Source organism: Streptomyces lydicamycinicus (genome assembly GCF_000829715.2).
GTDB lineage: Bacteria > Actinomycetota > Actinomycetes > Streptomycetales > Streptomycetaceae > Streptomyces > Streptomyces lydicamycinicus.
Genome location: NZ_BBNO01000002.1, coordinates 468,749 through 480,309, shown reverse-complemented (window position 1 = coordinate 480,309; position 11,561 = coordinate 468,749). Strand labels below are relative to the sequence as shown.

At 69.1% G+C, this 11,561-nt stretch carries 11 protein-coding genes; 6 read left to right on the top strand and 5 right to left on the bottom strand.

From position 1 onward, the window contains the following. Positions 1 to 17: 17 nt before the first annotated feature. The gene (locus tag TU31_RS07515) at positions 18 to 395 is read right to left on the bottom strand and encodes a phage holin family protein (RefSeq protein WP_042150905.1); all 378 of its coding nucleotides are present in this window, start codon (positions 393 to 395) and stop codon (positions 18 to 20) included. Positions 396 to 443: 48 nt separating this feature from the next. Between TU31_RS07515 and TU31_RS07510 the strand changes: the two genes are divergently transcribed. The 4 genes from TU31_RS07510 (at position 444) to TU31_RS07495 (ending at position 2,907) form a co-directional block, all read left to right on the top strand. Continuing rightward, positions 444 to 761 carry a cupin domain-containing protein gene (locus TU31_RS07510; protein ID WP_042150903.1) on the top strand — a complete coding sequence of 106 codons (318 nt, stop codon included), beginning with the start codon at positions 444 to 446 and terminating at the stop codon, positions 759 to 761. 223 nt (positions 762 to 984) lie between these two features. Beyond that, positions 985 to 1,209 carry a DUF5326 family protein gene (locus TU31_RS07505; protein ID WP_042150902.1) on the top strand — a complete coding sequence of 75 codons (225 nt, stop codon included), beginning with the start codon at positions 985 to 987 and terminating at the stop codon, positions 1,207 to 1,209. Positions 1,210 to 1,609: 400 nt separating this feature from the next. After that, positions 1,610 to 2,380 carry an IclR family transcriptional regulator gene (locus tag TU31_RS07500; RefSeq protein ID WP_042151836.1) on the top strand — a complete coding sequence of 257 codons (771 nt, stop codon included), beginning with the start codon at positions 1,610 to 1,612 and terminating at the stop codon, positions 2,378 to 2,380. Positions 2,381 to 2,484: 104 nt separating this feature from the next. Continuing rightward, complete coding sequence (locus tag TU31_RS07495; RefSeq protein ID WP_042150901.1) at positions 2,485 to 2,907, top strand: SsgA family sporulation/cell division regulator; 423 nt, start codon at positions 2,485 to 2,487, stop codon at positions 2,905 to 2,907. A gap of 39 nt (positions 2,908 to 2,946) precedes the next feature. On the opposite strand, the gene TU31_RS07490 is transcribed toward TU31_RS07495, so the two are convergent. Then, positions 2,947 to 4,365, bottom strand: coding sequence for a YibE/F family protein (locus TU31_RS07490; protein WP_042150900.1), 1,419 nt, complete (start codon positions 4,363 to 4,365; stop codon positions 2,947 to 2,949). Positions 4,366 to 4,586: 221 nt separating this feature from the next. Here TU31_RS07490 and thiC point away from each other — a divergent pair, with 221 nt between their 5' ends. Then, a complete protein-coding gene (thiC, locus tag TU31_RS07485) occupies positions 4,587 to 6,365 on the top strand; it encodes a phosphomethylpyrimidine synthase ThiC (RefSeq protein WP_042150898.1) in 1,779 nt (592 codons plus the stop codon). Positions 6,366 to 6,461: 96 nt separating this feature from the next. On the opposite strand, the gene TU31_RS07480 is transcribed toward thiC, so the two are convergent. From TU31_RS07480 to TU31_RS07470, 3 genes are all read right to left on the bottom strand, one after another. Next, positions 6,462 to 7,352 carry a DUF4126 domain-containing protein gene (locus TU31_RS07480; protein WP_042150896.1) on the bottom strand — a complete coding sequence of 297 codons (891 nt, stop codon included), beginning with the start codon at positions 7,350 to 7,352 and terminating at the stop codon, positions 6,462 to 6,464. A gap of 224 nt (positions 7,353 to 7,576) precedes the next feature. Further along, the gene (locus TU31_RS07475) at positions 7,577 to 8,719 is read right to left on the bottom strand and encodes a metallophosphoesterase (protein WP_078885605.1); all 1,143 of its coding nucleotides are present in this window, start codon (positions 8,717 to 8,719) and stop codon (positions 7,577 to 7,579) included. Between the two features lie 224 nt (positions 8,720 to 8,943). After that, on the bottom strand, positions 8,944 to 10,044 hold the full coding sequence (locus TU31_RS07470) for a LacI family DNA-binding transcriptional regulator (RefSeq protein WP_042150893.1): 1,101 nt from the start codon (positions 10,042 to 10,044) through the stop codon (positions 8,944 to 8,946). A gap of 403 nt (positions 10,045 to 10,447) precedes the next feature. Here TU31_RS07470 and hisC point away from each other — a divergent pair, with 403 nt between their 5' ends. Beyond that, the gene (hisC, locus tag TU31_RS07465; RefSeq protein ID WP_042150891.1) at positions 10,448 to 11,527 is read left to right on the top strand and encodes a histidinol-phosphate transaminase; all 1,080 of its coding nucleotides are present in this window, start codon (positions 10,448 to 10,450) and stop codon (positions 11,525 to 11,527) included. Positions 11,528 to 11,561: the final 34 nt, after the last annotated feature.

Below are 11,561 nucleotides of genomic sequence, written 5' to 3'. Positions count from 1 at the left end.
AAGGGAGCGGTCAAGGGTCAGTCCTCGTCGGGAAGGATCACATGCATCGCCCAGGCGACGATGGAGATGATCACGCCGCCGAGCAGTGCCGTCCAGAAGCCCTCCACATGGAAGGCGAGGTCGGCCTGGCCGGCAAGCCAGGAGGTCAGCAGCAGCATCAGCGCGTTCACGACCAGCGTGATCAGGCCGAGCGTGAGGATGAACAGGGGGAAGGAGAGCAACTTCACCAGGGGCTTGACCAGGAAATTGACCAGCCCGAAGATCAGCGCGACGAGGATCAGGGTCAGTATTTGGCGGCCGGTGTTCTCACCGGTGAGCGTGATGTCCTTGAGCAGCCAGATGGCCACGGCAAGCGCCGCGGCATTGGCGATCGTCTTGACCAGAAAATGCTTCATGGTGAGATCGTCGCAGACGAGTCTGAATCATCGAGGGGTGCGAACGGCATGAAGGCTTTCCGACTGGAAGAGCTGGAAGCGGAGCGGGCCGCGAACGACGGTGCGTATCTTCAGTTCCTCCGGGAACGCAACATGTCGGCCGGGCTGTATGCGCTGGATGCCGGCAGCGTCGATCCACAGCAGCCGCACGCGCAGGACGAGGTCTATCTCGTGGTCAGCGGCCGGGCGGCGATCACGGTCGGGCAGGAGACGCAGTCGGTGGCACGGGGCAGCGTGGTCTACGTGCCGGCGGGGGTGCCCCACAAGTTCCACCACATCAGCGAGGACCTCCGGGTGATGGTGGTCTTCTCTCCTCCTGAGAGCTAAGGGTCGGACCCCGGAACCCGTAGGGGAAGCGTCAGGGGAGGACCGGGGCTGCGAGGCCCCCATGGCCGTGGTCCGCGTCCTAGCATCGTTGGTGAAGGGAAGCCTGAGGCGTGAGGCGCCAGGCTGGCAGCGCGCGGACGATGCCATCAGCGCAACACAGCGCGGCGGACGGATAGCCGGTACGGACAACGACAGCGCGAAAGACAGAAAGCAGGGGAGAGCAGTGGCCGGTAAGGGGATATTCGCAGGGCTTCCGTGGTGGGTCACCTGGGTCGTGGTGCCCGTCGTCGTGATCGTCGTCTTCGGCGGCCTGATCGCCACCGCACTCGGCTTCCTGATCGGCGTGCTGTTCAAGGTCCTCATCGCGGCGGCCCTGATCGCCGGAGTCATCTACCTCGTCCGCAGGGCCAGCGGCGCGTCCTCTTCCTCGTCGAAGAGCGACTGGTAGGGCACAGCCCGCACGACCGACCGCCGGTGCTCGACCGCCGGCGGTCGTCGGCCGGGGTCCGCTCGGCCCGGCGAGGATTGCGGCACAGCTCAACTCGCAAATCCCCCAAAAACGCCGCATCGCGACGTAGTTGGGGCCGCTGTCGAACCCAGCCCGCACAGCCCCGCTCGGCGGTGCGCGGGCGGGGTAACTCCTCCGGCTTTCGGCCTTTCGTCCCGACCTCCCGGGCTAGAGTGCCGCTCGCAGGCGTCTTCCGGACGATGGCGTTCCGGAAACCCGGGCGAGACGAGCCCGGTCCGGGCGTCATCGGGCGCCGGGGAGACGTGCGCGGTCACGGGAGTTGGTCCCGTGGCCGGGGCCCGTGCCCCGCGGCGAGCGGACCTGGGGGTTGGCGTTGGCAATCGTGAACGGCGAATCCGCCTCCCATCCCACCTTGATCGGATCGGTGCAGCGGGCGCTACGGCTGCTGGAGGCGGTGGGTGCGCACGCCGATGGTGCGCCCGCCAAGCAGCTGGCCAGAGAGGCGGGGCTGCCGCTGCCGACGGCCTACCACCTGCTGCGGACCCTGACGCACGAGGGCTATCTCCAGCGGGAGAACGGGGTCTTCGTCCTTGGTGTGGCGGCCGAGGACATCGGTCGGGCCGGGGCCAGGCGCCGGCAGCGGGCCCATCTCTCCGAAGCGCTGGCCGTGGCGGGCCAGGAGCTGGACGCCGCCGTCTACTTCGCTGTCTACCGGGAGGGTGAAGTCGAGGTGGTGGCGGTGACCGATGACCCGGCGCGGCCACCGGTGGTGGAGTGGGTCGACTTCCGTACCACCGCGCACGCCCATGCGATCGGCCAATGTCTGCTCGCGCAGCTTGACGAGGCAACGAGGAAAGAGCATCTGGCGCGCCATCCCGTCCAGTCGATAACGCCTTTTTCCGTGCGAACTGAGGACGATTTGCTGCATCGTTTGGATACGGTGCGTCGCGGCCATGCCGCTTATGAGCGCCAGGAATATGCCCTAGGCACGGTGTGCGCCGCCATTCCCGTCCAGGTAGGGGCGGCCGCGGCGACGTTGGCGGTATCCCTGCCCGTGGACGAACTGCGTCGATTGCGGTCCGTTACAGACCGACTACGGAAAATGGCGGAGGCGACACTAACGACACTCGCCTTCTCTATCAGTATCTGAAAACTCACTCCTTGTGATCTGCTGGCACGTGGCAGACGATGGCGCCAACAGGGCTACGGGCGTTGTTTCCCGGCCATCTCCGATCAAGTGCGGGGCAGTGGTTGATGACCGACACAGTTCAGGCAGAAGTGATCATGAGCTTCGTCGTCTCGGAGGAGCTTGCGTTCCGGATCCCGGTGGAGCTGGACTTCGCCAGCGCCGATCCGTACGCCGTCCGTCTCACCTTCGATCTGCCCGGCGATGCGCCGGTGACCTGGGCGTTCGGCCGGGAGCTGCTGCTGGACGGGCTGAGCCGGCCGTCCGGTGAGGGTGATGTGCGTATCGAGCCGGCCTCCCCCGAGCACCTCAGCGATGTCCTCATCAGCCTTCAAGTCGGCGCCGAGCGTGCGCTGTTCCGGGTGAGTGCGGCGCCGCTGGTCGCCTTCCTGGACCGTACGGACCGGCTGGTGCCGCTGGGCAAGGAAGAGGTCTGCGACACCCTGGAGGCCGTACTCGACCGGATCCTCACGGAAGCCCCCGCCGGCTGACCCCGCCCGTCGTTCCCCTCCCCTGTTCCCGCCTCCCCGTCATCCCTGCTTACGTCGCTTGCCGCGTCCCCCACGGCGTCCCGGTCGGCCTCCCGTGGGGCTCGTCGGCACGCCACCGCTGACCCCGGCCCCGGCACCCACCGTGGCGCCGGCCCCGGCTCCCCGTCCGGCTCCGGTGTCGCCGCTCGCCGGCACGGTCTGCTCCTTCCGGTCCGCCGAGACGACCAGCGCGGCCAGCAGTGTGGTCAGCGGTACCGCGGCAACCAGCCCGATGCTGCCCACGAGCGTGCGGACGATCTCCTCCGCGACCACCTCGCTCGACGCAACCGTCCCGACGCTGCTCTGTGCGATCGAGAACAGCAAAAGCAGCGGCAGTGCGGCACCCGCGTAGGCCAGCACCAGGGTGTTGACGACGGACGCGATGTGATCCCGGCCGATGCGCATCGCGGCGCCGTACAGCTTGCGCCAGCCGGCCGACGGGTCCGCCTCCTTGAGCTCCCAGACCGCCGCGGTCTGGGTCACCGTCACATCGTCGAGGACGCCCAGGGAGCCGATGATGATCCCCGCCAGCAGCAGACCGCGGATCTCGATGTCCGGATACAGGCCGTGCACCAGCCCGGTCGTGTCGTCCGTATTGCCGGTCAGCAGCGCCCAGCCGATGAAGACCGATCCGAGCAGCCCGATCAGCAGCAGTGACGCGAGGGTGCCGAGCACGGCCACGGACGTACGGGCCGTCAGCCCATGGCACAGGTAGAGCGCGATCAGCATGATCGCGCTGCCCCCGACCACCGCCACCACCAGCGGATTGGATCCCTGCAAGATCGCCGGAAGGATGAACAGCGTCAGGACCACGAAGCTGGCCGCCAGTGCCACCAATGCGAGTACGCCACGCAGCCGGCCGACGATCACCACTGCGAAGGCGAAGATCGCGGCCAGCAGCCACATCGGGAGCGACCGGTCGACATCGCTGACCGAGTACTGCAACTCCTTCGGTGCCTTGGGGGAGTACGCCACCACCACCTCCTGGCCGGTGGTGTAGTGCCGCAGCGCGTCCGGGGTCACCACCGTCTGGAAGGTGCGCCCCTTGTGCTCCCCGGTGGTGACTTCGATCGTCGTCTGCTGACAGGGCTTGCCCTTGTCCGCTCCCTTGGCCGGTGGCTGCCCCGTCGGTGACGGGGGCTGGGGCTGCTGCTCGGCATGGACATCCGCACAGTTCACCTCCGCCACTTTGACCACTCGGGCGCTCTCCGTGGGCTGATCGAAGCCGACCCCGGACGGTTTGTGCGGAGGTGCACCGCCCGGCCAGAGCACGACCAGGCCGACCGCCACTGCGGCCGCGAACGGGATCAGTACGGCCGCGATGACCTTGCGCAGATGCCGGGAGACGGGCGCAGCAGGACCATGGCCGTGCCCATGGGAGTGCGCGGTGGGGTGGTGGTGGGACTCGTGAGCGGACACCGCCCGATCATCGCAAGAACTCCAGGGGCCCACTGTTCACCGCGCCACATCGGCCGCTACCGTGGTGGCACCTTTGCAATCGCGGGAGCTCGGAGCACCGGGCTGAGAGGGCGCTGACCTCCGTCCCAGCGGCGTTTCACGTGAAACGCCGGCGGACGGAAGCCGCTGCGTCGACCGCCGAACCTGTTACCGGGTAATGCCGGCGTAGGGAGTTGGGTCTCATGACTCTGCAGGATGCACGCACGCCCGAAAACGGTGCCAACGGTGGCGAAAAGCCGCAGATCGGCTGGCACAAGGGCTATGTCTCCGGATCGCGCCCCGATCTTCGGGTCCCGGTCCGGCGGGTGCACCTCACCAACGGCAAGGACGTGACGCTCTACGACACGTCAGGGCCGTACACCGACCCGAACATCGATACCGACGTCCGCCGTGGTCTGGCACCGCTGCGGGAGAACTGGATCATCGGCCGCGGCGACACCGAGGAGTACGCCGGCCGCCCCATGCGGCCCGAGGACGACGGCCTCAAGCACACCTCGCCGCGCGGCGGACTCAAGAACCTCGACGCGGTCTTCCCGGGCCGCCCCCGTCAGCCGCGCCGCGGCCGTGCGGGCGCCCCGGTCACCCAGCTCGCGTACGCCCAGCGCGGCGAGATCACCGCGGAGATGGAGTACGTCGCCGTCCGCGAGAAGGTCACGCCCGAGTTCGTCCGCGACGAAATCGCGGCCGGCCGCGCGGTGCTGCCGGCGAACATCAACCACCCGGAGATCGAGCCGATGATCATCGGCAAGAACTTCCTGGTGAAGGTGAACGCCAACATCGGCAATTCGGCGGTCACTTCCTCCATCGAGGAGGAGGTGGAGAAGATGACCTGGGCGACCCGCTGGGGCGCCGACACGGTGATGGATCTGTCCACCGGCCGCAATATCCACACCACCCGCGAGTGGGTGCTGCGCAACTCCCCCGTCCCCATCGGCACCGTCCCCCTCTACCAGGCGCTGGAGAAGGTCGACGGCAAGGCCGAGGAGCTGACCTGGGAGATCTACAAGGACACCGTCATCGAGCAGGCCGAACAGGGCGTCGACTACATGACGGTGCACGCCGGGGTGCTGCTCCGCTATGTGCCGCTCACGGCCCGCCGCAAGACCGGCATCGTCTCCCGCGGCGGTTCGATCATGGCCGCTTGGTGTCTGGCTCACCACCAGGAGTCGTTCCTCTACACGCACTTCGAGGAGCTCTGCGAGATTCTCGCCTCCTACGACGTCACCTTCTCGCTGGGTGACGGTCTGCGCCCCGGCTCCATCGCGGACGCCAACGACGAGGCGCAGTTCGCGGAGCTGCGGACGCTCGGTGAGCTGAACACCATCGCCAAGCGGCACGGCGTTCAGACCATGATCGAGGGCCCGGGGCATGTCCCGATGCACAAGATCAAGGAGAACATCGACCTCCAGCAGGAGATCTGCGAAGAGGCGCCGTTCTACACACTCGGCCCGCTGACCACCGACATCGCGCCCGCCTACGACCACATCACCTCCGGTATCGGAGCGGCGATGATCGCCTGGTGGGGCACCGCGATGCTCTGCTACGTCACGCCCAAGGAGCACCTGGGCCTGCCGGACCGCGACGACGTCAAGACCGGCGTCATCACGTACAAGATCGCGGCCCATGCGGCGGACCTGGCCAAGGGCCACCCGGGCGCCCAGGAATGGGATGACGCGCTCTCCGACGCCCGCTTCGAGTTCCGCTGGGAGGACCAGTTCAACCTGGCCCTCGACCCGGACACGGCCCGCGCCTTCCACGACGCGACGCTGCCCGCCGAACCGGCGAAGACGGCCCACTTCTGCTCGATGTGCGGCCCGAAGTTCTGCTCGATGAAGATCAGCCAGGACATCCGCCGCGAACACGGTGGCGACCTGGCCCTCGACCCCGAGGCCGGAATGGCCGAGAAGTCGAAGGAGTTCGCGGCGGCGGGCAACCGCGTGTATCTGCCGATCGCGGACTAGCCGGTCCGCCCGGTCGCACCCGGTGGAAGGCCCCTGCCCGACGGGCGGGGGCCTTCCTGGTGCCACCCGCACCGGCTCTGATCCGAGAGAGCCGCGCTAATCCGTCCGGTGGTCCGGCCCGCCGTAGTCCGGGCTGGTGAAGTCCGGGCTGGAGTAGCGCGGGCGGGATCCCGAGGAGCCGCTGTCGGGGCTGGTGAACTGGGGGCGGGTGTAGCCGAGGGTGGGGATCCGGCTCTCCGGGGACGTGGTGCTGCGAGGGACGTAGCGGGCGGGGTCGTCGTCCGGGGTGGCGGTGGGGTCGGTGAGGGCCGCACGGAGAAAGGGCAGCAGACCGCGTTCCAGGAGGGCGCGGCGCCATGCCTCGTGGGCCTGGTCCAGCGCCTCGGACGGCTCATCCGCTCTGGCGACCTGTGCGGAGGCGCCGTTGCGCAGCGCCGTGATGAGCAGGCCGGCCATGGCGACGAGGATGCCCGCCGCGGTCAGCGCCGCGAAGATCCAGCCGACGCTGATCAGCGGCTGGGCCAGGGACTTGTCGGGGCTGACGGCGCGCAGCACATACCCGAGGAGGAGGAAGAGCACGGCGGCGATACCGGCGAGCACGGGGGCGAGCACGGCGATCATGGCGGTCAGCCCGGCGCCGGTGGTTTCGGCCTCGTCGAGGGCCGGTGTGCTGTCCGGTCCCGGTCTCCCGTCGGCGGCCGCCTTCTGCTCCTCGCCGTCCGCATCGGCGACCGCAGCGAGGGGCGTCGGCGCGCGCAACTCGGCGCGGAGCTGCACATAGCGTTGGTATTCGGCCGTGGCGCAGGCGGCGATGGCGGTGGTCGCGCTGAGCGCCATCGTGCGCAACTGCTCGGTGTTGAAAGGGTGTCCCGCGGCGGTGGTCAGGTCGTCCGGGCGGTATGGGGCGGTACGCAGCGCCTCATCGAGGAGCCGCGCGAATTCCGCGCGATCCTCGTTCAGCAGGTGCGGAGCGCTGTTCATGTGCATCCCCCGATGCTCCGTAGGGCCGTACGGCCGGCGTTGGCCGGGCAGTGGGCGGAAACGGAGGAGAGCCTGCTACGGATAGACCGATGGTAGAGCGACTCCGGCACGGCGTGACAGAGAGTTTGCGGAAATTGAGTAATGCCACGACCGGTTTCCGCCGGTGTCGCTCCCCGTTTTCGTGCTGACCGTCCGTAGGCCGGACAGGCGTACGACTAACGGGCCAACCCTCAGCCAGCCAACGGAAGTTGCACGACCAACAGCTTTCCGGCCATCGTGACACCGCCGTCCATGGCGATGGCCAGACCGTCGGCGTAGACATGCGGGCCGTCGACCGCGACGCTCTCGCTCTCGCCGTCCTCTGTACCGACCTCGCCCAGCAGATACGGGATCGGGCTGTGGCCGTGGACGACCCGGTCGCCGCCATAGGCGTCGAGGAGTTCCCGGACGGCGTCCGAACCGGCCTCGTCGCGGAAGGCGAAGCGCTTGGTGAACTTGCGGAACAGATCCCAGACTTCATCCGCTTCGCTGCGGGTGAGCACGTCATGGACGGTGTCGTTGACGGCCTCGATGGAGTCGCCGTATTCGAGGTAGGCGGTGGTGTCGGAGTGCACGAGCAGATGCCCGTCCTCTTCCATCACCGCGTCCAGCCGGGCCATCCATTGGAGGTGGTGGTCCTCCAGGCGGTCCATATCGCTCTTCTGGCCGCCGTTGAGGAGCCAGGCGGCCTGGAAGGACGCGGTGCCGGCGCCGGACTGTACGGGGGTGTCGCCGAACCGCTTGGCGCCCAGCAGCAGGAGTTCGTGGTTGCCCATCAGGGCCTTGCAGTAGCCACCGGCCGCCGCGGCCTCGGCCGAGAGCTGCATGACGAGGTCGATGACGCCGATCCCGTCCGGGCCGCGGTCGGTGAAGTCGCCGAGGAACCAGAGCCGGGCGTTGCCCGCCGCCCAGTTGCCGTCGGCGTCGATCAGCCCTTCGGCGGCCAGCGCCTCGCGCAGCTCGTCGTAGTAGCCGTGGACATCGCCGACGACGTACAGCGGGCCCATGCCCTCGGGCGCGTCGGGGTCCAGGGCTGGTTCGGGCACCGGGACGACCGCCGGGCTGTCGATGAGGGTGTCCGTACGGCCCGGGGTGATGACCGGGAGGTCCCGCGCGGTCGGGGTGTACTCCTCGGGCAGCTCGGCCGGCGGCGCCACGGGAGGCGCGGCCGGAGGTGCGGCAGGGGCACCGGCGGGCAGATGCAGCGGCGGGCCGGCGGGCGGCACGGGGGACCCTGCGGGCGTGCCGGAAGGCACTCCGGGCGGCGGAGCAGGCGCCGGAGTTTCTCCCGCCATGGTCCGCACCATGGGTCCCAGACTGGCCCCCTGAGTCATCGACCCCTCCACCGTTGCGCCGCCGTGCACCTCTCGGACCTTTGCCTGGTCGACGGCGGTCCGCGGTGTCGTGCGCCCATCATAGGAATGCTGGTCGCGGGTTGTGACGCACCCGGGGGTGGTCAATCGGCCAGAGCCCGGCGTTCGCGGCTGATTTGCACCGGGATCGCCCTGTTTTTTCCGCGGAGAAGAGAACGCCCGGTCGTCCGTATGTGGGAGCACCCTCAGTCGCCGGTCGGTCCCCGTGGCGGGCTGACGGTCGTTCTCGGTGACCTTCGCTGGGACGAGGCACGGACGATGAGATCGGTAGGTATCACCTGTTCGATGGGCCGCCCGTTGTCCAGCCCTTCGATGGCGTCGATGAGGATCTGGATGACGGCGGTGCCGATGCGGCGCGGTTTGAGGGACAGCGTGGTGATCGGCGGTTCGGTGGCGGCGTAGAGGGTGGACTCGCTACAGCAGACCAGCAGCAGGTCCTCCGGAACCCGCAGGCCGTAGCGCCGGGCGGCGGCGAGCAGGTCCGTGCCGTTGGGGTCGAAGAGCCCGTAGACGGCGTCCGGGCGGTCCGGGCGGGCCAGCAGCCGGTCGGCGGCGACGGCCCCCGCGCACGGGTCGTGTGCCGGGTAGGACTCGTAGACCGGATCCTGGCCGACCCGCTCGCACCAGTGCAGATAGGCGGTGGTCGACAGCCGGGTGTAGGTGTCGGTGGTGTTGCCCGTGAGGAGTCCGATGCGGCGGGCGCCGGCGTCGGCGAGATGGTCGAGCAGGCCGAGGACGGCCGCCTCGTGATCGTTGTCGACCCAGCCGGTGACGGGCAGCGCGCCGCCGGGGCGGCCGTCGGAGACGACGGGGATGCCGTGCCGGACGAGTTCGGTGACGACGGGGTCTCCGTCGGCCGGGTCGATGACGACCGTGCCGTCGAGGGCGACGTTGGACCACACGTCGTGGCGCGATGTCGCCGGGAGGATGACCAGCGCATATCCGCGGGCCAGGGCCGCGGAGGTGGCGGCTCTGGCCATCTCGGCGAAGTAGGCGAATTCGGTGAAGGTGAAGGGTTCGTCCCCGTACGTGGTCACGGTCAGGCCGAGGAGCCCTGACTTGCCGGTACGGAGCGTGCGGGCGGCTGCGGACGGGCGGTAGCCCAGCCGGTCGGCCACCTCGCGGACATGGCTACGGGTGGCATCCGGAAGCCGGCCCTTGCCGTTGAGCGCGTCGGAGACAGTCGTGATCGACACACCGGCTGCGGCGGCCACGTCCCGGATGCCCGCCCGCCCCAGCCGGCGACCGGTCGACCGGCTCACCTGGTGCTTCCCTGCTGCTGTCATGGCGAGCCGATAGTAGGGCTCGTCACGGCAATTCACGGGGGTCGACCAACGGCTGTGGAAAGGCACGTTTCTGCACGGTGATCGGTCAGCAATTCCCTGCAAAATAAAGGGAGTTGGCGTGTGCGGTGATCATTCCGGGGGAGATTTTCCGCCTTCACCTGTCGATCCGTTCCGGTCCCGAAGTGGTCTCAAGTCACCTTGACGGGGGATGCGCGCCACGGCGTAAGCCACCGGCGTGCGTCGGCCCGGGGAGCGCTCCCAGGAGGGATTGCGCGGGGCTCGCCGGAGGGTCCGTCCAGGCGGTGGAGAGGCGTCGCCAGCGGGTCGGGGCTGCCGCCGAACGGGTTAATCCTCATAGGGTGTGCAGTATTGGAGATGAGCGGACGGTCGAGGAGGACCTGCGGTGAGCGAGAAGACCCCGAAGCTGCGTGCTGCGCTGGACGGCGTCCCCACCTACAAGCCGGGTCGGCCGGCGGCGGTCGGCGGCCCCGTCACGTACAAGCTGTCCTCCAATGAGAACCCCTATCCGCCGCTGCCGGGGGTCCTGGAGAGCGCGGTGACCGCTGCCGGGTCCTTCAACCGCTACCCGGACATGGCCTGCACGGGCCTGATGGCGGAGCTGTCCGAGCGGTTCTCGGTGCCGGTGGAGCATCTGGCGACGGGTACCGGCTCGGTCGGGGTGGCGCAGCAGCTGGTCCAGGCGACGTCCGGGCCCGGTGACGAAGTGATCTACGCCTGGCGTTCGTTCGAGGCGTACCCGATCATCACCCAGGTCTCCGGTGCCACGTCCGTGCAGGTCCCGCTGACCTCCGGCGAGGTGCACGACCTGGACGCGATGCTGGCCGCGATCACCGACCGGACCCGGTTGATCTTCGTCTGCAACCCCAACAACCCCACCGGCACCGTCGTACGCCGTGCCGAGCTGGAGTCCTTCCTGGACCGGGTGCCGGCCGATGTGCTGGTGGTGCTGGACGAGGCCTATCGCGAGTTCATCCGGGACGCCGAGGTGCCGGACGGAATCGATCTCTACCGCGACCGCCCCAACGTGTGTGTGCTGCGGACCTTCTCCAAGGCGTACGGCCTGGCGGGGCTGCGGGTCGGTTTCGCGGTGGCCCATGAGCCGGTGGCCGCCGCGCTGCGCAAGACGGCGGTGCCGTTCGGGGTCAGCCAGCTCGCGCAGGAGGCGGCGGTGGCGTCGCTGCGCAGCGAGGGCGCGCTGCTGGAGCGGGTCGATGCGCTGGTGGCCGAGCGGGCGCGGGTGGTGGACGGGCTGCTCGGGCAGGGCTGGACGGTCCCGGAGTCGCAGGCCAACTTCGTCTGGCTGCGGCTGGGGGACCGTACGGTCGACTTCGCCGCGGCGTGCGAGCGGGCCGGGGTGGTCGTGCGGCCGTTCCCCGGTGAGGGGGTGCGGGTGACGATCGGCGAGAGCTCGGCGATGGATCTGTTCCTTCAGGCCGCGGAGGAGTTCCGCAAGGCGCTGTAGGCCGTCGTCAGGACGCCCGTACCGAGGCCGTGGG

Excerpts from the sequence above, each read along its gene's own strand:
- TU31_RS07515 (WP_042150905.1), bottom strand. The coding sequence starts at position 395 with ATGAAGCATTTTCTGGTCAAGACGATCGCCAATGCCGCGGCGCTTGCC.
- TU31_RS07510 (WP_042150903.1), top strand. The coding sequence starts at position 444 with ATGAAGGCTTTCCGACTGGAAGAGCTGGAAGCGGAGCGGGCCGCGAAC.
- TU31_RS07495 (WP_042150901.1), top strand. The coding sequence starts at position 2,485 with ATGACCGACACAGTTCAGGCAGAAGTGATCATGAGCTTCGTCGTCTCG.
- thiC (WP_042150898.1), top strand. The coding sequence starts at position 4,587 with ATGACTCTGCAGGATGCACGCACGCCCGAAAACGGTGCCAACGGTGGC.
- TU31_RS07480 (WP_042150896.1), bottom strand. The coding sequence starts at position 7,352 with ATGCACATGAACAGCGCTCCGCACCTGCTGAACGAGGATCGCGCGGAA.
- TU31_RS07475 (WP_078885605.1), bottom strand. The coding sequence starts at position 8,719 with ATGACTCAGGGGGCCAGTCTGGGACCCATGGTGCGGACCATGGCGGGA.
- TU31_RS07470 (WP_042150893.1), bottom strand. The coding sequence starts at position 10,044 with ATGACAGCAGCAGGGAAGCACCAGGTGAGCCGGTCGACCGGTCGCCGG.